Genomic DNA, 18658 nt, shown 5'->3' on the forward strand with positions numbered 1-18658 from the left:
ATGGCCACATCGCTCTCGTTCCCTGGGCGCATTGCCCAGGGTCTCACCGGGTTTGGTTTTGGGTTCGCCAAGGCGATCGCCGCCCGCATGGGCCGAGCCGTCCCGGTCCTTGTGGCCCTATCACTTGTTACATCGGGTTGCGCCAACCGGGTGCAGGATGTCCTTCAGCCTCTCGCCGTCGCCCCCACCGGCACGAGCCGGGTCACCATGCTGGTGGCCACGACACGTAAGCCTTCGGAGGATCCCGGCAAACTCTTTTCTGGCGACCGCGGGACGGCGATTTCCCTTAACAGCGTCGACGTATCCATCCCGCCCGATCGGAGCCGCAAGATCGGAGAGGTGCAGTGGCCGTCCCGCATGCCGCCCAACCCGCAAAAGGAGTTTGCTGTCACGCAGGTTGCCAAGGTGCAATCAGAAGGCCAGGCTTTCGACTGGTACCGGAAGAACCGAAACACGAAGCATCAGGTCATCATTTTCGTGCATGGCTTCAACAATACCTACGCCGACGCGGTCTTTCGCTTCGCGCAGATCATCCATGACTCAGGAACCGATGCCGCACCCATCCTTTTCACCTGGCCATCAAGGGGGCGTGTCTTCGACTACCTCTACGACAAGGAGAGCGCCAACTACTCGCGCCGCGCTCTCGAGGATCTGATCCTCCAGGCGGTGAAAAGTCCCGACGTCTCAGATGTGACGATCCTCGCTCACTCCATGGGCGGCTGGCTTGCGGCCGAGGCCCTGCGTGGCGTCGCCATGCGCGAGAAATCGATCCCGGCGAAGGTCAAGAACGTCGTTCTCGCATCGCCGGACATCGACATCGACGTGTTTCGCCGTCAGTTCACCGAGATGGGGCCGAAGCGGCCGCACTTTGTGATCCTGACGTCGACACGCGACAAGGCGCTGGAGATGTCGAGCTGGCTATCGGGTGGCGTCAACCGCGTCGGCGGGTCCGATCTCAGACCCTATGCGCCTCTTCTCGACGAACTCGGCGTTTCCGTCATCGACACGAGCGCCATCGCGACCAACGATCCGCTCGGCCACAATGCCTTCGCCGACAGTCCTGAGATCGTGCGCCTGCTCGGGCGGCGGCTGGCCGGTCAAAGCCTGGAGGGCGGAAAGGCGAGCGTTGCGGATCAGATCGGGGTGACTGCGGCAAATTTCGCCGACTCGGCAGCGCGCCTTGCCGTTACGGCTCCAGTCGCGGTCATCAGCCCGGAGGCGCGAGAAGTCCTGAAGCGGGAGCTCTCCTCGGACGGGGGCAAGATCAAGGACGGGCAGATTTCGTACTGAACCGCAGCCGCTGCAAGCAGACGTCAGTCTGAGGATGCCCCATCCCACGTGCTCGTTCCGCGCTTTGCCCGCAGGAAGGGAAAGTCGAAACGACCGGATACCGCTGCACGGACTCGATAGGATTGACAAATGGACGTTGGCACGAGTGCAAGAAAGCAGCCGCGAGCTGATTACATGTCCCGGATCGTCGAAGCCGGCACTGCGGCGTGCCGGCTGTACGGGCCGTCGAAAACAAACGTCGCCGATATTGCCCGATTGCTCGGGAAGTCCCCGGCAAGCGTGTACAAAATCTTCCCCTCCAAGGCTGCGGTATGGGATGCCATTGCGGGAAATTTCTTCGGAAGCGAGCTCTGCTTTACCCCATCTGCCGACGGCGAAGTGGTCAGTGCGGCTGGCCGTCTGAAGGAAACCGCACTCGGACAACACCGCTTGATGCTGCAGGCACGTCACGGCGACTGCCAAATGTTCGACCTCGTTGTTCTCGCCGCTGAAGGCGGTTGGCCGTCGTTCAGAGACTATCTGAAGCGACTTCAGACCAATGTGGGGGAGCTCATTCGCACTGGCATTGAGACCGAAGAGTTCGTTGCGAGGAATGTCAACGCTGCCGCTTCCTGCTTTTGCGCCTCACTCATCTCCTTGTGGGACCCCAGGATTATTGGAGCACTGCCTTCGAGCCACTGTGAGCTATCAGCTCATGAACTCGCTTCCTTCGCAGTTGCAGCTCTCCGCCAAGTTAACGCAGGCGGGGACGGGACACCAAGGAGAGCATAGCCGCGGGAATGAAGGTCGCGGCCGAGCCGGGCCAGAGCGGCGCGTCAAGCTCGTCGGCCCTGGCCCGCTCCCGAGCGAAGACGGCTCGTCCGCGCGGTGATCGAAGGAACTGATCGGGTCATTTTTGGGGGAAGTGCAGGGAGCTATGTGCCTACGACGAACGGGTGGAGGCCGTGGCAGGACTTCTTCGAGAAGTAGAGCCGGGTCTTCGGCTACGACGTGGACTACGGGATTATGGGGCGTCAGATCCCATGGGAGTGAACAGCCTCACTTTGCCAGAGCGCCGGCCGCGGGTCACTCCCATGAGACCGTTTGATCGGGAAATTGTCGTCGGACGGGCAGCACGGACAACCGGGCAAGCCGAGAGTTGGACGCCGCCAACAAGGAAATCGCCTGGCTCAGCTCCGAGGCGAGACTGATGGCATTCCAACTGGGGGGCGCCCACCCCTGGTTTCGCATTGCGGCTATGTCGCTCTTTCATGCAAATGCCAACTCCATTGTCGGCAAGTTCCTTGAAGGCGGCGGAAGGGAAGCTTAGGTGTTGCCTCCAGAGAGCCCTAGGCTTCCCTCCCTCTGGCATTCGAGATTTCGTCCCATACAGGATGCTCGGTCCCCGCTGCGCCCTGTTAAGTCGCACCGTTCGGTTGCCATGGGCGGCATATTAGCCAACCAAGAAATGTTTGGAACCAATAATTTGAGCACCCAGCAAAAAGAAGGGGAAACCGTCTGCGGCACTTGCCCCTAGGGTGGAGGTGGTGCTCAAGCTCCTGAAGAGCGGCGTCGTCAGCGAGGGTATGCATGGCGAGGGCGAACAACCCTGCCATGAGATGATCGCGGATCGTGTTTATCTCCTGATTGCTGGCGCTCCGATTGCACGGATTTGTTCGTGTCTCAGTTGGCCACACACCGTATCTTCGTTGTTGCCACCGACCTTGAGCGGCCGTTTCCCGCGAAGCCGGACGTGTCGCGGCGTCAGGTATTTGCTGGAATACGGGCGACAACCTTTATCTCGAAGTCGAACCCGGCGAGCCAGTTTACCCCGAGCGCAGTCCAATTGGGGTAGGGCGGCCTGCTGAAAATCTGTTGCTTGACAGCCATAATGGTTCCGAACTGGTTTTCAGGATCAGTATGGAAGGTGGTCACGTCCACGATATCGTCCATCGTGCAGCCGGCCGCGCTCAGTATCGACTTGAGGTTTTCGAATGCCAAGCGAACCTGGCGCTCGAAATCGGGTTCGGGCGTTCCATCGGTACGGCTGCCGACCTGCCCGGACACGAACAGAAGATCACCGGATCGAATGGCGGCGGAATAGCCATGCTCCTCATAAAGTGCGTGCCTGTCTGCGGGAAAGATTGCTTCGCGCTGGGTCATTCGGATTTCCTTCTTAGCATGGAGGACCGATGGGCGCGGTGTATGCTTCACAAGCCTGCGCCGCATTTTGTATACGGTATGTATGTGAAGTGTCCACATACGATCCGTATGTCAACTTAATATACGCCGCGTATGTGAAATGGGAGACGAAATGGCGAAACGACGCAGCGAAACGATGCAAGAAAACCGGGGCAAGTTGATCGCGGCGGCAAGAAAGGCTTTCGCCGAAAAGGGATATTCCGCAGCGTCCATGGACGAGTTGACCGCCGAAGCCGGTCTGACGCGCGGTGCGCTTTATCACAACTTCGGTGACAAGCGGGGGCTGCTTGCCGCGGTCGTCGAGCAAATCGACTCGGAAATGGCGTCGCGCGCAAAGCAGATCGGCGCTCGCACGGGCAGCGACTGGCTAGGACTGTTGGCCGAGGGCGCCGCCTATATCGAGATGGCGCTTGATCCCGAAGTCCAACGCATTGTTCTGCTTGATGGACCTGCGGTGTTGGGTGATCCTTCGAAATGGCCTAGCCAGAACAGTTGCCTGCAGGTCACCAAGAGAGCGGTGGAGGGCCTGATTGCACAGGGCATCCTCAAGCCGCTTGACGCGGAGGCCGTTGCCCGGCTTCTCAGCGGTGCGGCACTCAATGCCGCTCTCTGGGTCGCCGCAAGCGAAAACGCGCAGGATGTGCTGCCGAAGGCCGTGGAGGCTTTCCGTTCCCTTGCAACGGGGCTGCTTTTAGAGCCATTGTGACCTGCCGATAGCTGAAATCGAGCTGTCAGGCGCGACCTTGGTACGGCGGAACGCTCAATCGAGGCTATACCCTTCAAGACCACGAGGGGTTTCAGCAGCTTCCGCCTTGGCCCAAAGCCGTCATTCCACAAGCAAGGTCGACTTTACCTAAGTACGACCTCTTGCACATAGCGCGTCGGCGGCACGCCGACAAAACGCGTGAACGCGACGCTGAAGGCACTGGCCGAACCATAGCCGACGCGCTCGGCGATTTCCTTCATGCCACCCTCGTTTCGCCGAAGAAGGTTCTTGGCCAGCGCCATCCGCCACGAAAGCAGGTACTCCATGGGGGCGACACCCATGGCGCGGCGAAATCGTTCGAAAAAGGCCGAGCGAGAAAGCGCGGCCTCCTCAGCCAGTTGCTCGACGGTCCAGTCTCGCGTCGGATTCTCATGCATCCGGCGTATTGCAGCAGCTAGCCGAGCATCTGCCAGCCCGCGCAGGAGACCGGGCGGGGCCTTGGTGCCAGCCGTCGAGCGGAGAGCCTCGACGAGCAGGACCTCCATCAAATGTGCGAGGATCATATCCCGCGCGGGCCGTGATGCACGCGCTTCGTCGCCCACCAGCTGAACGATGGTGGCGAACCTCGCCTCGCCATGAACATGAATGAACTGCGGAAGCAGCGATACCAGCAAGGCTGCGTCCGGCGAGCCGAATGCGAAATGGCCGACCAATAACCGGGCATTGGGCGGCCCGTCGGGATTGCCATGCCTTACTTCACCGACCATTTGCGTAACGCCGAATGGATCGATGCCCCCCGATGTCTCCGGTTCAAGGCTCGACATGGTGAAACCATAGGCCGCCGGGATAAGGACAAAATCGCTCTCGCGAAGCTCGATCGGCTCCTGTCCCTCGATAGTGAGACAAGAAGACCCTTCCAGGATCACGCAGTAGAACGGCTGACCCGATTCCAACCGATGGACGTGCCAGGCACCCGCGCCGCTGACGAGCTTTGACAGCGGTGCGCTCGGCTGCAGCAGTGTCACCACTTCTGCGAGAGGATCGGTCATTTCCGGACTCTTGAAAACGATAACTGGACTTTCAATTATAGAAAGTGCGGCGGGCGCGGTCTAGATTCCAGGGAGACAAAAAACAGAAAGGACACTCCATGAAGACCGTTCTCATCACCGGTTGCTCGTCCGGATTCGGCCTGGAAATTGCCAGATACTTTCTCGATCGCGGTTGGAAGGTTATCGCGACCATGCGCACGCCGCGCGAGGACATCCTGCCTTCCTCCGAGAACCTGAGCATACTGGCTCTCGACGTTACCGAACCCGAAAGCATTCGCCGCGCCATCGACGATGCCGGCCCAATCGATATGCTGGTCAACAATGCGGGGATCGGCTGGCTGAATGCCCTCGAAGGCACGTCAATGAATACCCTGCGCCACATCTTCGAGACGAACACACTCGGCACGATGGCGATGACGCAAGCGGTACTGCCCCAGTTCCGGCAGCGCAAGGGCGGCATCATCGTGAACGTGACATCGAGTGTGACCTTGAAGCCGCTTCCGCTGCTTTCCGTTTACACCGCCAGCAAGGCGGCCGTGAACGCGTTCACCGAAGTGCTTGCATTGGAACTCGCCGCCTTCGATATACGCGCGCACCTTGTGATACCGGGACGGGCTCCCGAGACTCGCTTCAGCGAGACAGCGCGGTCGAGTGTCCACGGCCGGGGCGGCTTCCCCGAAGCATATTCCGGCCTCGTGCAGAGCGTTTTTGCAGGATGGGAGCAGCAGCAATCGTCCGCCACCACCCGGCCTTTGGACGTCGCCGAAGCCGTATGGCGCGCCGCGACCGAGCCGTCCAGCCCGCTGCGCATTCCTGCGGGCGCTGATGCAGTGGCACTGGCGGGCTAGTACAGGGCCACCTCTGTTGCCGACGCACAGCCGAAGACCATTTCTTCACCCTGTCCGGTATGAGGTCAGTGCAAAAACCTCGTTTGGGTGCAGCCGACATTGATCGCTGAGATCGAGTATCGCGCTTGGACGCACGACGCGAAGCTTCCGACAATGGGCTGCGTGAGGTGCAAGACAATGCTGCTGTTTTTAAGATCAGCCAGCACCTCGGACTTTGGTCCGACTAGCCATCCTCTTTGGAGAGCGTAATCTTTAAAGCGAGGGGACCAAAGGGAGACTTTCGACCACGCGGGCTGCGTTGTACGCCAAGACCCGCCGGAAGTTCCCCCGGCAGGAGACTTCCAGGCGTGCCGTGGTTGGCGCTTGGGGCCTCCAGCCCGGACGTGGGAGGCGACGTTTTGATGCCTTGCGAACGAACCCACCTGAGGTACCAGGTTGAGGAAAGTCTGGTCTACGACGGGAAATGGTCCGTCGTAGATACCTTCACTGGTTGTCCTGAAATTGTCGAAGGCGTTCCCTTGGACTGTTTGACGGCTCATGAGGCCAAAGACTTGGTCAACCTTATGAACGGCCGAGAGTTGAGAGCCAAGGGTGTCGAGCTAAGCCCGTGAAAGAAAGACGACGCCGGATAGATGCGAGGGCTCGCAAGAGCCGCGATGGTGTACTTTTACAGGTAAGCCGTTGCAATCTCTGCAAAAGTCATGCGGGTGGGATCGGCCCGTTTCGCAGAATTGGTGGTATAGGGTGGAATGCCCGGACCTCCTTGATAATCAGATCCTTGAATAGGCCAGCCAATTCGTTGAAGAGATGCGAAACGACGTCGAGCGGTCGCTCGGGCTGAAAGAGGTTAGCATTCAGGTGCGAAAAACTTGGTTTTGAGGCACGCGAATGGGACGACGATCTAGAATTGGCAATTATCCAGCGCTTCGATGCGCACTATGACCTTGCCCGCGAGACTTCGGACTTCGCTGGGAACTTCTTGGATCGGACGTAGAGGCGCGGTTGTAGCCCAGGCCCGCGATGATCTGAGTTGCTTAGTACCGCCCATGAAAATGATCGAAAGGGAAGCCCTCGGCGGGTTATTGCTGCAACGTGGCTGTCGCATGGGGCGAAAGCTTCCCTTCTTGTCCTGCTCCCAGCGGTCAGAACAAGGACAGATTACGCCAATCTGCACGGATCACTAGAGGGACCAAAGTCCCTAGCAACAAGCAAATCGACCTTCGACCTCGATCTCGGCTCTCGTGCAGGGGGCAGTGATATCCGCATCTTTCGGCCTCTTTGGAGGCAGGAGCTGGCGCCAGCGGAGGCGACATTCAGTCCTCCGCATCGTAGTCAAAGGCGCTCGCCCACCTCATCGAGTTCGTCGTCGACGTCCTCGATTATCTCCTTCAGGACCGCGATATAGCTGTTCAAGATGTCCGACGGCTCCTCGGGCATCTGCCTGAACGTGATGATCAGGTTATCCGCATCGAACGCCCCTTCGATGCCTCTCGGCGCGGTCGATCTGGAGCTCGAGGCGGCGCTTTCAGCTTTTCAACGTTGCTCATGGTCGAAGTCTCCGCGGGTCAGTCTCCGCTGCGTTTCCCACGATCCTTATGCGGATAGTGCTTCCGCACCACGAGCGGGTTTTTGCCGTCCCAGGAGCGTGATCGAAAGGGAAGCCCTCGGGGTATTGCTTCAACGCGGCGGTCGCATGGGGCGAGGGCTTCCCTTCTTGCCCTGTTCCTGGTCAGGACAATCACACATTACGTCGATCTTCCAGGATCGCCAGTTGGACCAAAGCCTAAGAGCAAGAAATCGAGGGGGAGGTTCACCAGCTAGGCGTGTACGCGCAGGGGGATCGCTGTCGAGAACTGGCCCCTCAACGCATCCTGCCCTTCGCGACAGGACACCAGTGAGACTTCAGGCGGGTTTCGATGAGGGTTTACCTGAAGTCTTCCAAGTGCCAAGAAGAGTGTCATTGGCATAACAGTCATCATACGCTCATGGCACCGGCTAGGGTAGAGAGCCCGTCACCGCACGCCGACGCGTGAAGTGTCAAAATAGGACTGCACCTCATCCTCAAGCTGAATGCAGCGTCTTTCGGATTCCTCCAGGAGCATCTTATCGCCACCCTCAGCACGCAACTTCTCACGGCACCTGACTGCGTCGCCATAGTTCTCGATATATTCGGCCCACCGGTGTGCAATATAGGCATAGGGACGCAGATGTGGACGGCACATGAGAAGAGCCGCCAATCCATAGCGAAAGCTGTCGAAGCGTGCGGGTTCCATGTTCCAAGAACCGTTCTACAATGAGACTAACGCGGTCATAAATGCAAGCGATACGAGAATATCAACAACGTTGTCGGCCTATTTGTTCCGCAAGGTTGCAGAAAAATGTCCCTGGAGAGCGTGGGACTTAATATGTACGAGACCTCCGACTCCGATTTATTTTGACGCGCCTATACAAACGAATCACTTCGGATTTAACTGGTTCGCCGCTTGTCAAGGAGCTTCGAAAATGGACTTGGATCTTCCCGTTTTCATAAAGCCTTTGGAAGTCGAGTTCGATGGCGTCGGCCAGTATCGACACGCTGAGACAGTTCAGGATCTCGCGGCTATGCTGCTTGGCGGCAAATGGCCAAAGGGCAAAGGGAAGAAGCTCCACGCCGCGCTCTGGAGGTCGATGGAGGCCATCGAATGGTATGTCGATGCGGATACGGCTCGCCAAGCGTTCGTCGAAGCCGCTCACGAGGCGGGCATGCATGTCCTTCCGGATGACACGGACGAAATGAAGCAGGCCAGCTAATGGCCAAGGTGCCGCGCTCTCAGCCTCTACAGGCCAATGATAAGCCGCTCTGTTCCCGCGCACGAAAGCCGCGCGAGCCTTCCCTGCCACGGCTTCCATTTGCCCCAATGCCGGATCGCGTCGAGCCGTGCCTGGCGCGGGCGACCAGTTCCCAGATTTCCCCAATGGCGCAGTCTTTGTAGGGACAGATTTAGTTGGTACTGCGCGCTTTCGGGCGAAGATAAGCATGCCGCTGACTACGATATCTACGACGATTACACGCGATATGCGCTCGCCGCGTCTTATAACCACACTGTCGGCGGCGGGGCTCAGCCGCAGAATTGATGGGTATGAAGTGAAAAATGCCCGCGCCGCCTGATAACCAGATCCTTGAATACACCAGCCCATTCGTCGAGTTGATGCGAGAAGACTTCGAGCGTTCGTTCGGGCTGAAGGAGTTTAGCATTCACGTCGGTGCCGAACTTGGTTTTCAGGCGCGCGAATGGGACGACGATCTCGAGTTGGCAATCATCCAGCGCTTCGATGCGCACTATGACTGTTGCCCGTTCATTGGGAGTTTACTGGATCGTACGCAGAGGCGCCATTATAGCCGGACGCCGTCGCCGCCGGGGACGTCGGCACCTTAGTTCCCGTTCGGAACGTGGGCCTTTAAGCTAGTGCGGTCGTTCTGCAGCGTGTCGTATGGAGCTTGGCATAGCTGCTGGACATAGTTAGCCAACGCCCGGTCCTTTGAAAGGTGAAGCTGAAACTCCTTCTCGTCGATTCTCCCCAATCGATATGCGTCAATCAGTGTCTGCTGTTCTTCATTGAGGGCAGGGACGTCGACATTTTTGGGCAAAACGATACCTAGCTCATTCAGCCGCCTTTTGCGTCCGTTAGGTCGAGTTTTGTGCGTTGACATTCAATTCTCCTCTAAAAGGAAAACGAACCAAAAGCTCTGGTGTTCCGGGCCTAGCGCGGTTTCCCGCAGCGCCGAGGCAGAAGTCTGTCCGAGAGGATGAAGCAGCTCTTTGCGAAATCCCAGACCGACGGGGAGTCGAACGGGACTTCCGCATCAATTGCGGCTCGCAAGAGAGCCGAATTGTGCTCCTTCTTCGGCGACGGCGCTCGTCGCAGCCCCTGCGCATGCTTCCGCCGCCAGAATGAGGGCAGCCCGCCGTTAACGGGCAAATCGGGTCGCGGGATATATTCCGGCTGATCCGTGCACAGCCAGAAAAAAGCACAGTGATCGGGCGAACCGCGCTCTGCCTCATAATTGCGCAAGTTCATTTTGCTCGCTTGCGGTACTCCGGCGTCGGGGGCCATGCTATCTATGGGATTGTGGTCCTGTAGGAGCTGTGTAGCGCGCTTCCTTTAAGGCAAGCCTTTGCGCTCATTGGTCAATGCAAGATTTCCTCTCGAAGTCCCTCGACCGCTTTCTAGACGGCGGTCTCGACCCATTTCATGGTGTGCCATATTAGGTCGTATGGAACCTTTGTTGGTTGGGTATCGGAAGAGATGTCCGCGCGGATCATTAATGAGACGACATCCGCAAACTCGCCATTCGGGCCGATTGCAGTGAGACGTTGAGATCGGGTGCTGGCGTCGTGAGCGATGTCGCCATCTCTCAACCGCTTTCCAGAAGTCGAACGTTGCAAACAACTCAGGGGTCTTTTCGATGTCGCCATCGCATCCATTAGCTACATTAGACACCGATCTTCTTATTCAGCATTCGGACGAACTCATGAGCCGTAATGTATGGCCGAGGGAGAAGTTGCTGGCTTTTCAGTGCCAACGCCTGGAATCCACGCTGCGGCACGCCGTCGGTTGTTCTCCCTACTACGGCGACACGATCAGTGAACTCGTGGCGCGCAATGCTCCGCTCAAAGAGTTTCCCGTGCTGTCGAAGCGCGCGCTAATGCAAAACTTCGACCGGATCGTAACCGATACGCGGCTGAGCCGGAGGCGAGTGGAGGGTCACCTCAACAGCGAAAATCCGGGCGCGCTCCTGGCTGGCAAATACCGAGTGGCGGCAACAGGAGGAACGACAGGCGAAAAGGGGCTGGCGGTATTCGACGAAGCCGCGTGGTTAGCGGCAGTCTCGAATACGCTGCGGTTTCAGAAGATCGTGGGAATCGATGAGAAAACGCAGAGCATGGGCATCTTCGCGTCATCGCCCATTCACATTTCTTATCGTATCGGGGCCGAGATGCGTGCCATACGCCCGGCCGCACCGAGGCTCAACGTCCTGATGCCGATCGAGGATGTCGTTGAGGGACTCAATATATATCAGCCAGAGGTCGTCTCGACCTATCCGTCATTCGTGCGGGTTCTCGCGGGCGAACAGCTTGCGGGTCGCCTGCGGATCAGGCCGAGGCTGATCCGAACGAGTGCCGAGACTCTGACGCAGGACGTGCGGGACACCGCCGCGTCTGCATGGGGGGCAATAGTCACCAACAGCTATACCTGCACTGAGGCCGGAGCCATGGGACACGAATGCAACTTGGCCGACGGCCTGCACTTGGCGGAGGACGCCTTCGTCTTTGAGGTCGTGGACGCGGATGACCGTCCGGTACCGAACGGAACCCCTGGCGCGAAGCTGCTTGTTACGACGTTGACAAATCGCGTGCTGCCTTTGGTTCGTTATGAAATCTCAGACGTCGTCACCCTGGCGACCGAACCGTGCCGCTGCGGCCTGCCATTCTGGCGCATCGAGGCGATCGAGGGCCGCAGAGAAGAGATGCTGCGGTTCGCGAAACGGGGAGGCGGTATTGTCGACGTTCACGCTCATCGGCTGCGGTCGCCGCTGACGGGTACCGAGGGAGTACGACAGTTCCAGTTCGCGCAGTTGCCCGATGGTCTAGAGATCACCATTTCCCTGTTTTCCGGGTTCGACATCGATGTCGTCGGTGAGAGGATTGAGACTGCCGTGCGAGCGACGTTGGCGATGGTCGACGCGCAGCCTAGTCGGATTGTGGTTCGGGCGGTGGATACGATCGAGCGCTCTGGTTCCGGCGCAAAGGAAAGGCTTGTCGTCGCGCCGACTTCAGTCAACTCGACGTGAAGTGACAGCTTTCCCGTCATTGCTGTCCAACACGTAGCGGAGCTACATGGTGACAGCTCCTGGTCCCCGAAGCGGACCCCTTTGCAAACAGCTGAGTCGCCTTTCCCTTAGGCCTTAAGAGAACCATCGACACGGCTGTCAACTGGGGCGACATATCCTGGAAACGTGGAGCCGCATCAAGGCCGAGTGCGGTCCTCGATTTGCTCCAGCACCAACCCCCGAGAGGTCTGCCGGGCCAGTTGACGGGCTGTCTGAGGCGACGGCTTCTCCAGGTCGCTCCCCTTTATGATGGAACGTGCGAAGTTACCTCGTCGCCAGCCTGCCTAGGATGCGCGCTCGCGGCCTCGGCGCCGTCGTAGAATGCGCCCGCCGCCATCTCGAGTCCGCGCCGATCGCGAACTTCGATCTCCAACCGACGGGACCGGATTAGACCATCTCCTTCCAGCGCGTGAAGCGCCACGGTCACTCCAGGTCGCCGGCTGCCCAAAGCTTCCGCCAGAACCCGGTGGGAAATCCTGAAGACGTCGCCAACGCGGTCTTGGCACATCAGGATCCAGCGAGCCAGTCTCTGCTCGATGGAACCATGACCGTTGGCGACTGCGGTAGACGCAATCACGGCCTGCATCGTGGCAACGATTGCAAGCAGGGACTTCTGGAGAGCCTGGCTGCTCTCGGTAAGCTCCCGGAACGGTCCCATTTCGATCTGGTGGCCGCTTCCCGGCGTCAGTGCGACGACGTCGAAACGCGGTCTTGTGTCCAGCACGACCGCGGCCGCGTCGAGCATGCCCTCCTTGCCGACGGCGCCAACCGCGAGGCTCTTGACGCCCGCGCGAGCAAAAAGAGCAAGAATGCCGTTGTCCGGCAGGAACACTACGTCGGTTGTTTGCCCTGCACGGAATATGACGTCTCCGTCACTCCACTTCCAAGAAATCAGGTTCGGAGAGAGCATGTTTAGCTCGCGTTCCGGAAGAGAGCGCAGGACACGGTTTTGAAAGCCTTCATGCATCACTGACATCGCGAGTTCTCGCAAGAGGAGACAAAAGGTAACGCTTCTTTAACCGGAAGGTTTCGCGCCCCAGGAAACAGCTAACCGATCCGGAGGTTAGTCCAATGCTAGGGGGGTCGGGATGCGCTTCTTCTTCCGATATGTTAGCGCTGGAGGCGAGGGTATCGACGACCCCGAAGGAAGCGAAATGGTGAGCGCGGATGCGGCGACCCAGAAAGCGATCATCGACGCCGGGCATCTAATCGCCGACGCGGCGCGGGAAGGAGGAGGCTTTTATGAGGTTAGCTCTGATCGGTACATCAGTTGCGGTTATCCTGCTGGCCGTCGCTGCGGCCTACATTCTGCCGAGCATCGAGGCCTCCGAAAAGCCGCAACCCCACCCTTTCACTTTAGCAAGGTGAAAGGAGTCTGCACAGTCGTCGTCGAGCATCGGGCCAGCGGCCACAGCTCGACCGCGCCGGTGTCTGAGATCCTCACTCCGCGGTACGACTTGATCGGAAGATATGAAGCTGTGAAAACCGTTGAACTGGCCCGACCGGCGCACGGGAGAGGCGAGGCACCTGCCTGCGTGGAACCTTAGAGCTTTTTCCGTGTTTTGCGCGGATGAACAAGGCCCTCGACAAACGCCTCATCGACGCAGCGCGAAAGGACGTGAAACTCTGCGCCCGCCTGGTCTACGTGCCGTGTCTGGAGCCCGGCATCACCCGCAAGCAAGGCAAGCGGGGCTTCCTCTACTACATGCCGGATGGACGGCGGATCACGGACAAGAATGAAGTCGCACGTCTAAACGCCCTTGCGATCCCGCCGGCCTATCGCGACGTGGTGATCTCTACCAATCCTCTGTCGCATCTGCAGGCGGTCGGCATCGATGCCCGTGATCGCAAACAATACCGTTATCATACCGACTGGCATGCCGAACGCGGACGCGCCAAGTTTGAGCGTCTCGCTGACTTCGGCTCGCAGCTACCCGATATTCGCGAGCGGGTCGACACCGATCTGCGAGCGCGGGGGCTGACAATGGATAAAGCGCTGGCGACCATTGTCTGGATGCTAGACAACTTGTACATCCGCATCGGCAACGCCAACTACGCCGATACCAACGGTTCCTACGGCCTGACGACCCTCCGCAATCGCCACGTCAAGATCGACGGTCCCAGCGTAAGGTTTCGGTTCAGGGGCAAATCCGGAAAAGAGTGGAATCTCGTGCATTCCGATAGGCGTATCGCCAACGTCGTGCGCAAGCTTCAGGAACTGCCAGGCCAGCAGCTCTTCAAATACATTTGCGACGACGGCGGTTGTCGGCAGATTTCCTCGCAAGACGTGAACGCCTACATTCGCGAAGTTGCAGGCGACGATTTCAGCTCATGCCAATTTCGTACATGGGGCGCCACCTGCATGGCAGCATCGGCGCTCGCGCTGCTCGACGTTGCAACGTCAGAACGTGCCATCGCGCGCCAGCTCAACGAAGTGATCGATACTGTCGCGGCCAAACTTGTAAACACGAGATCTGTCTGCAGAACCTCCTACATTCATCCGGCGGTTTTCGATGACTATCGGGCCGGCCGTCTCGGCGACATTCTCAAAATGAGGAGGACCACGAGCGAGCGTCTGTTAAACTGGATGGACGACGAGGAGATCAGGACACTGCGCTGGCTCAAATCCCGTCCTGTCGGGGGTGCCTGATGCACGTGGAAAATTGGATCCACCTTTGCGTCGACATGCAGCGGATGTTCGCGGAGAACACCCCGTGGCATGTACCTTGGATGGCTGAAGTGTCGCCTCAGATCACCGAGCTGTCATCTCGCTTTCCCGAGCGCACGATCTTTACGAGGTTCATCCCGCCTGCGTCGGCAGATGCGATGCCGGGGATGTGGAAGACCTATTACGAGAAATGGAAGGTAATGACGAGCAAGCATCTGCCCCCGGAACTTGTTGATATCGTGCCTTCTCTGCGAAAGCTCATTCCACCCGCCCGCGTCTTTGACAAACGCACGTATTCACCATGGATCGATGGGCGCCTTGAGGCGGCGCTTTCTGGCGACAACGTCGGTTCTGTCGTCATCTCCGGAGGAGAGACCGATGTTTGCGTTCTAGCCGCCGCGCTCGGAGCCGTCGATTTGGGCTATCGTGTCATCCTGCTGAAAGATGCCGTCTGCAGCAGTGCCGATGATACGCACGACGCTTCTCTGGAACTGCTCGGAGATCGCTTTTCGGTGCAGGTCCAGATCATGGAAACGGAGAAATGGCTGAGCGAAGCAGGTCAATCGGAATACGCTTCCCGACGTCGTTGATAGTACGAGAAAAGCCCGCTTTCGGCGGCGAGCTTTTTGATGGCTGTTCTTTTGGCTTTGCTGACCGACCTTTTCGTGCTGCTCGTGAGGACCACCCGGTTCCTCAGTTGCCCTCACTGCTCGATGTCTCGTTATTGCCAGGCGACGCCTGGCGCGAATCGGAATTTTTGTGGATTGCTTTCGGGCCCTGACATGCAGCGAAGTCTGCTTCATTGCCGAAAGCGACATCCAAACGCGAGAGACAGGACCATCTTTGATCCATTCGAGCCGATTGGACGCCACCACACTTGGTGCCTCGCCAAGAAAGCCATCGCTTCGAGGGCGTACGGCTCGATAGGCGCAAACCCCTGCAAACTTTTCGGGCCGAGCAGAGTTCTACCTTCCTAACCATTGGAGGATTACATGTCAGCGAAACACACTGCCCAGAAACAGCGAGAGATCCAGAAGGAAGTTGAACAGGCCGACAAGAAGGGAAAATCAAAACCGTCCGGCGCCATGCAAGCCGGAGCCCGGCGCTATCCGGAGCCGCCATTTCCGAAAATTCATCAGGCCAAACCAGGCTCGGAAGCCGATCTTCCACTGGCTCCGATGTACGACGCGCCCTTCTACAAGGGATCGGAAAAGCTGAAGGACAAAGTCGCGCTGATCACCGGCGGCGATTCCGGCATCGGACGATCGGTGGCGGTGCTTTTCGCCCGCGAAGGCGCTGACATCGTCATCGTCCACCTCGAGGAAGCCAAAGATGCCGAAGAAACCAAGGCGGCGGTCGAGAAGGAAGGCCGGAAGTGCTTCGTCATTCGCGGTGACGTCAAGAATGCTAGCTTTTGCCGGACGGCCGTAGAGAAGACCGTCATGCAGCTCGGACATCTCGACATCCTTGTCAACAACGCTGCCTTCCAGGTTCATACGCAGAACATCGAAGACCTCAGCGATGAACATTTCGACGAGACGCTGAAGACGAACTTGTATGGGTATTTCTACATGGCGAAAGCTGCCATCCCGCATCTCAAGAACGGCTCAGCGATCATCAACACGGGATCGGTCACCGGTCTTGAGGGATCGAAGCAGTTGCTCGACTACTCAATGACAAAAGGTGGCATACACGCCTTTACGCGAGCACTTGCCGGCCAGCTCGTGCCCAAGGGGATCCGCGTGAATGCCGTCGCACCAGGACCCGTCTGGACGCCGCTCAATCCTTCGGACAAGGAAGCGGAGGATGTGGAAACATTCGGATCTCAGACGCCGATGAAGCGAGCCGCACAGCCTGAAGAAATCGCCCCGGCATACGTCTTCCTCGCATCGCCGCAAATGTCGAGCTACATCACCGGCGAGATCCTGCCAATCGTCGGCGGATATTGACGGCCACTGCGCCCAAGATGACCGGAGCGGAGCCCTTCTTCGGGAGAGCCATCCTCATTTGCCGGTTATTTCTGGCAACCGGCTACCCGGATCTGCCCAACGCTTCCGACCGCGATCTTGTCAGACTTCCAAAGCCGTTTTCACAGGCGCAGCTGAACTCGTCCATTCTCGCCGCTGTTCTTGACCGAAAGTGAGCGCGCACTCAACCGGAACCGCATGGTAGCCGCGGGGAACTTGTTGGACAAAGGAAGGTTTTGACCAGACCCGAAACCTTTGGAGGGTCCGCAATGTTCAGCTTCGGCCCGCAGATGCTGGATGAAGGTGTGCGCTTCCGCCTCTGGGCTCCCCTGCAGACTGCCGTCGGGATCATTATCGGCGATCGTCCACCTTGCGAGATGGTGGCTGAGCCTGGCGGCTGGTTCACGTTCGTATCCGACAAGGCGAGGCATGGCGCGCGCTATCGATTCGTCCTTGCAGATGGACAGGAAATCCCCGATCCCGCCTCGCGCTATCAACCTGATGACGTGCATGGGCCGAGTGAAGTCGTCGATGGGAGCCGCTACAGCTGGGTGGATGGTGCCTGGCGTGGCCGTCCATGGAGCGAAATGATCCTCTATGAGGTGCATATCGGAACTTTCACGCAAGCCGGGACGCTGGCGGCTGCGACGAAGCGGCTTGATCATCTCGAGCGACTTGGCGTCACGGCGATCCAACTCATGCCAGTCAACGACTTTCCCGGACGCCGCGGTTGGGGCTATGACGGCGTGCTTCCCTACGCGCTTGACAGCAGCTACGGGCGCCCGGAGGATCTAAAGGCCTTTATCGATGCGGCTCACCAGCGGCGGATCTCGGTTTTTCTCGACGTCGTCTACAACCACTTCGGACCGGAGGGAAACTATCTGCCATCCTATGTCCCCCTGTTTAACCGCCACCACAAGACGCCATGGGGGCCAGCCATCAACTACGACGATGAGCATTCCGACCTGATCCGCAAGTTCGTCGTCGAGAATGCCCTTTATTGGCTAGAGGAATTCCGAGCCGATGGGCTCCGGTTTGATGCTGTGCATGCGATCAGGGATGAAAGCGACGAACATTTGCTTGCCCAAATGGCCCGCACGATCAGGCTGGCAACGCGAGGACGCCATTGCCATCTGATCGTCGAAAATGAAGACAATGCCGCTTCGCTGCTCGAACGCGATGAGGATGGCGCGCCGCCTCTCTACACTGCCCAGTGGAACGACGACATTCATCACGCGCTCCATCGCGCTGCGAGCGGTGAGGCATTCGGATATTACGCCGATTATTCAACGTCCCCGTCTGTCGTCGCACGGGCGATCGCTGAAGGCTTCATCTACCAGGGCGAAACGATGCCTTACAAGGGGACCGCCCGTGGCCAGCCGAGCGATCACCTGCCTCCGACCGCCTTCGTCGCTTTCATTCAGAACCATGACCAGGTCGGCAACCGCGCCCGTGGCGACCGCCTTCATAAAATCACGCCGCAGCCGGCTCTTGAAGCGATCGCCAGCGTCTACCTGCTTTGCCCGCAGGTGCCGATGATTTTCATGGGGGAGGAATGGAAAAGCGAGGCCGATTTTCCCTATTTCTGCGATTTCAGCGAGGAGCTGAATGCGACGGTGCGCAAGGGGCGGCGCGAGGAACTGCACCGCCTGCCTGGCTTTGATGAGGAAGGCGCCGACACACTTCCTGATCCGACGGATGAAATGACATTTCTATCCGCCAAGCTCGATTGGAACAGGCGGGAGCAACCGGGACATAGAGAGTATCTCGAACTCTATCGCCATCTCATCGCGCTGCGCCGGGCTCACATCGTCCCGCTGTTGGAAACGATGCGCTCGGGCGGACACATCGGTTCCTCAAGGCAACTGATCGACGTTCATTGGGATCTCGGGGAGGGGAGAAAGCTGCACCTTATTGCCAATCTATCGCACCAGCCCGTCGCGACGGATCTGCCACAGTCTGGTTCGGTAGTCTGGAGAACACATCAGGCAGGCGACCGCCTTCCGCCGTGGTACGTATGCTGGACCCTCGAAGACGAGCCATTGGCGCCCGACCGGCCAGTCGCGCAATGACGGTC

The 18658-nt window shown here is 58.7% G+C and carries 16 protein-coding genes; 11 read left to right on the plus strand and 5 right to left on the minus strand.

Going from position 1 to position 18658, the window contains the following annotated elements; all coding sequences use genetic code 11:
• The gene (locus ACSQ9D_RS24920; RefSeq protein WP_436284549.1) at positions 1-1290 is read left to right on the plus strand and encodes an alpha/beta hydrolase; all 1290 of its coding nucleotides are present in this window, start codon (positions 1-3) and stop codon (positions 1288-1290) included.
• A gap of 129 nt (positions 1291-1419) precedes the next feature.
• Positions 1420-2061 (plus strand): TetR family transcriptional regulator, encoded by a 642-nt coding sequence (locus tag ACSQ9D_RS24925; RefSeq protein WP_436284550.1) that lies wholly within the window; start codon positions 1420-1422, stop codon positions 2059-2061.
• Between the two features lie 972 nt (positions 2062-3033).
• Here the strand turns inward: ACSQ9D_RS24925 and ACSQ9D_RS24930 are convergent.
• Positions 3034-3432 (minus strand): RidA family protein, encoded by a 399-nt coding sequence (locus ACSQ9D_RS24930; protein WP_436284551.1) that lies wholly within the window; start codon positions 3430-3432, stop codon positions 3034-3036.
• A gap of 151 nt (positions 3433-3583) precedes the next feature.
• On the opposite strand from ACSQ9D_RS24930, the gene ACSQ9D_RS24935 reads away from it, so the two are divergent.
• Complete coding sequence (locus ACSQ9D_RS24935; protein WP_436284552.1) at positions 3584-4177, plus strand: TetR/AcrR family transcriptional regulator; 594 nt, start codon at positions 3584-3586, stop codon at positions 4175-4177.
• Between the two features lie 143 nt (positions 4178-4320).
• On the opposite strand, the gene ACSQ9D_RS24940 is transcribed toward ACSQ9D_RS24935, so the two are convergent.
• Entirely contained in the window at positions 4321-5226 is a 906-nt protein-coding gene (locus ACSQ9D_RS24940) for a cupin domain-containing protein (RefSeq protein ID WP_436284553.1), read from the minus strand.
• 98 nt (positions 5227-5324) lie between these two features.
• Between ACSQ9D_RS24940 and ACSQ9D_RS24945 the strand changes: the two genes are divergently transcribed.
• On the plus strand, positions 5325-6074 hold the full coding sequence (locus ACSQ9D_RS24945) for an SDR family oxidoreductase (protein WP_436284554.1): 750 nt from the start codon (positions 5325-5327) through the stop codon (positions 6072-6074).
• Positions 6075-8086: 2012 nt separating this feature from the next.
• On the opposite strand, the gene ACSQ9D_RS24950 is transcribed toward ACSQ9D_RS24945, so the two are convergent.
• Positions 8087-8347: a hypothetical protein gene (locus ACSQ9D_RS24950; RefSeq protein ID WP_436284555.1), complete on the minus strand. Its 261-nt coding sequence runs from the start codon at positions 8345-8347 to the stop codon at positions 8087-8089.
• Between the two features lie 229 nt (positions 8348-8576).
• Here ACSQ9D_RS24950 and ACSQ9D_RS24955 point away from each other — a divergent pair, with 229 nt between their 5' ends.
• Positions 8577-8864, plus strand: a complete 288-nt coding sequence (locus tag ACSQ9D_RS24955; protein WP_436284556.1) for a DUF982 domain-containing protein — start codon at positions 8577-8579, stop codon at positions 8862-8864.
• 308 nt (positions 8865-9172) lie between these two features.
• Here the strand turns inward: ACSQ9D_RS24955 and ACSQ9D_RS24960 are convergent, their stop codons facing one another.
• Positions 9173-9394 carry a hypothetical protein gene (locus ACSQ9D_RS24960; protein ID WP_436284557.1) on the minus strand — a complete coding sequence of 74 codons (222 nt, stop codon included), beginning with the start codon at positions 9392-9394 and terminating at the stop codon, positions 9173-9175.
• Positions 9395-10521: 1127 nt separating this feature from the next.
• Between ACSQ9D_RS24960 and ACSQ9D_RS24965 the strand changes: the two genes are divergently transcribed.
• On the plus strand, positions 10522-11907 hold the full coding sequence (locus ACSQ9D_RS24965) for a phenylacetate--CoA ligase family protein (RefSeq protein ID WP_436284558.1): 1386 nt from the start codon (positions 10522-10524) through the stop codon (positions 11905-11907).
• Positions 11908-12190: 283 nt separating this feature from the next.
• On the opposite strand, the gene ACSQ9D_RS24970 is transcribed toward ACSQ9D_RS24965, so the two are convergent.
• Complete coding sequence (locus ACSQ9D_RS24970) at positions 12191-12922, minus strand: Crp/Fnr family transcriptional regulator (protein WP_436284559.1); 732 nt, start codon at positions 12920-12922, stop codon at positions 12191-12193.
• A 112-nt stretch (positions 12923-13034) separates the two neighbouring features.
• On the opposite strand from ACSQ9D_RS24970, the gene ACSQ9D_RS24975 reads away from it, so the two are divergent.
• From ACSQ9D_RS24975 to treZ, 5 genes are all read left to right on the plus strand, one after another.
• Positions 13035-13493, plus strand: coding sequence for a DUF6894 family protein (locus ACSQ9D_RS24975; protein ID WP_436284560.1), 459 nt, complete (start codon positions 13035-13037; stop codon positions 13491-13493).
• 23 nt (positions 13494-13516) lie between these two features.
• Complete coding sequence (locus ACSQ9D_RS24980; RefSeq protein ID WP_436284561.1) at positions 13517-14596, plus strand: DNA topoisomerase IB; 1080 nt, start codon at positions 13517-13519, stop codon at positions 14594-14596.
• Positions 14596-15204 carry a cysteine hydrolase family protein gene (locus ACSQ9D_RS24985; RefSeq protein ID WP_436284562.1) on the plus strand — a complete coding sequence of 203 codons (609 nt, stop codon included), beginning with the start codon at positions 14596-14598 and terminating at the stop codon, positions 15202-15204. The genes ACSQ9D_RS24980 and ACSQ9D_RS24985 overlap by 1 nt, the downstream gene beginning before the upstream one ends.
• A 402-nt stretch (positions 15205-15606) precedes the next feature.
• A complete protein-coding gene (locus tag ACSQ9D_RS24990) occupies positions 15607-16563 on the plus strand; it encodes an SDR family oxidoreductase (RefSeq protein WP_436284563.1) in 957 nt (318 codons plus the stop codon).
• A 287-nt stretch (positions 16564-16850) separates the two neighbouring features.
• Positions 16851-18653: a malto-oligosyltrehalose trehalohydrolase gene (gene treZ, locus ACSQ9D_RS24995; protein ID WP_436284564.1), complete on the plus strand. Its 1803-nt coding sequence runs from the start codon at positions 16851-16853 to the stop codon at positions 18651-18653.
• The last annotated feature ends 5 nt before the right edge of the window (positions 18654-18658 follow it).

It is taken from the genome of Rhizobium sp. LjRoot258, assembly GCF_964254185.1.
GTDB lineage: Bacteria > Pseudomonadota > Alphaproteobacteria > Rhizobiales > Rhizobiaceae > Rhizobium.

Coding starts and splice junctions, on each gene's coding strand:
- ACSQ9D_RS24930 (WP_436284551.1), bottom strand. CDS start 3,432: ATGACCCAGCGCGAAGCAATCTTTCCCGCAGACAGGCACGCACTTTAT.
- ACSQ9D_RS24970 (WP_436284559.1), bottom strand. CDS start 12,922: ATGTCAGTGATGCATGAAGGCTTTCAAAACCGTGTCCTGCGCTCTCTT.
- treZ (WP_436284564.1), top strand. CDS start 16,851: ATGTTCAGCTTCGGCCCGCAGATGCTGGATGAAGGTGTGCGCTTCCGC.
- ACSQ9D_RS24945 (WP_436284554.1), top strand. CDS start 5,325: ATGAAGACCGTTCTCATCACCGGTTGCTCGTCCGGATTCGGCCTGGAA.
- ACSQ9D_RS24920 (WP_436284549.1), top strand. CDS start 1: ATGGCCACATCGCTCTCGTTCCCTGGGCGCATTGCCCAGGGTCTCACC.
- ACSQ9D_RS24990 (WP_436284563.1), top strand. CDS start 15,607: ATGTCAGCGAAACACACTGCCCAGAAACAGCGAGAGATCCAGAAGGAA.
- ACSQ9D_RS24980 (WP_436284561.1), top strand. CDS start 13,517: ATGAACAAGGCCCTCGACAAACGCCTCATCGACGCAGCGCGAAAGGAC.
- ACSQ9D_RS24950 (WP_436284555.1), bottom strand. CDS start 8,347: ATGGAACCCGCACGCTTCGACAGCTTTCGCTATGGATTGGCGGCTCTT.
- ACSQ9D_RS24940 (WP_436284553.1), bottom strand. CDS start 5,226: ATGACCGATCCTCTCGCAGAAGTGGTGACACTGCTGCAGCCGAGCGCA.
- ACSQ9D_RS24925 (WP_436284550.1), top strand. CDS start 1,420: ATGGACGTTGGCACGAGTGCAAGAAAGCAGCCGCGAGCTGATTACATG.
- ACSQ9D_RS24975 (WP_436284560.1), top strand. CDS start 13,035: ATGCGCTTCTTCTTCCGATATGTTAGCGCTGGAGGCGAGGGTATCGAC.
- ACSQ9D_RS24985 (WP_436284562.1), top strand. CDS start 14,596: ATGCACGTGGAAAATTGGATCCACCTTTGCGTCGACATGCAGCGGATG.
- ACSQ9D_RS24965 (WP_436284558.1), top strand. CDS start 10,522: ATGTCGCCATCGCATCCATTAGCTACATTAGACACCGATCTTCTTATT.
- ACSQ9D_RS24955 (WP_436284556.1), top strand. CDS start 8,577: ATGGACTTGGATCTTCCCGTTTTCATAAAGCCTTTGGAAGTCGAGTTC.
- ACSQ9D_RS24935 (WP_436284552.1), top strand. CDS start 3,584: ATGGCGAAACGACGCAGCGAAACGATGCAAGAAAACCGGGGCAAGTTG.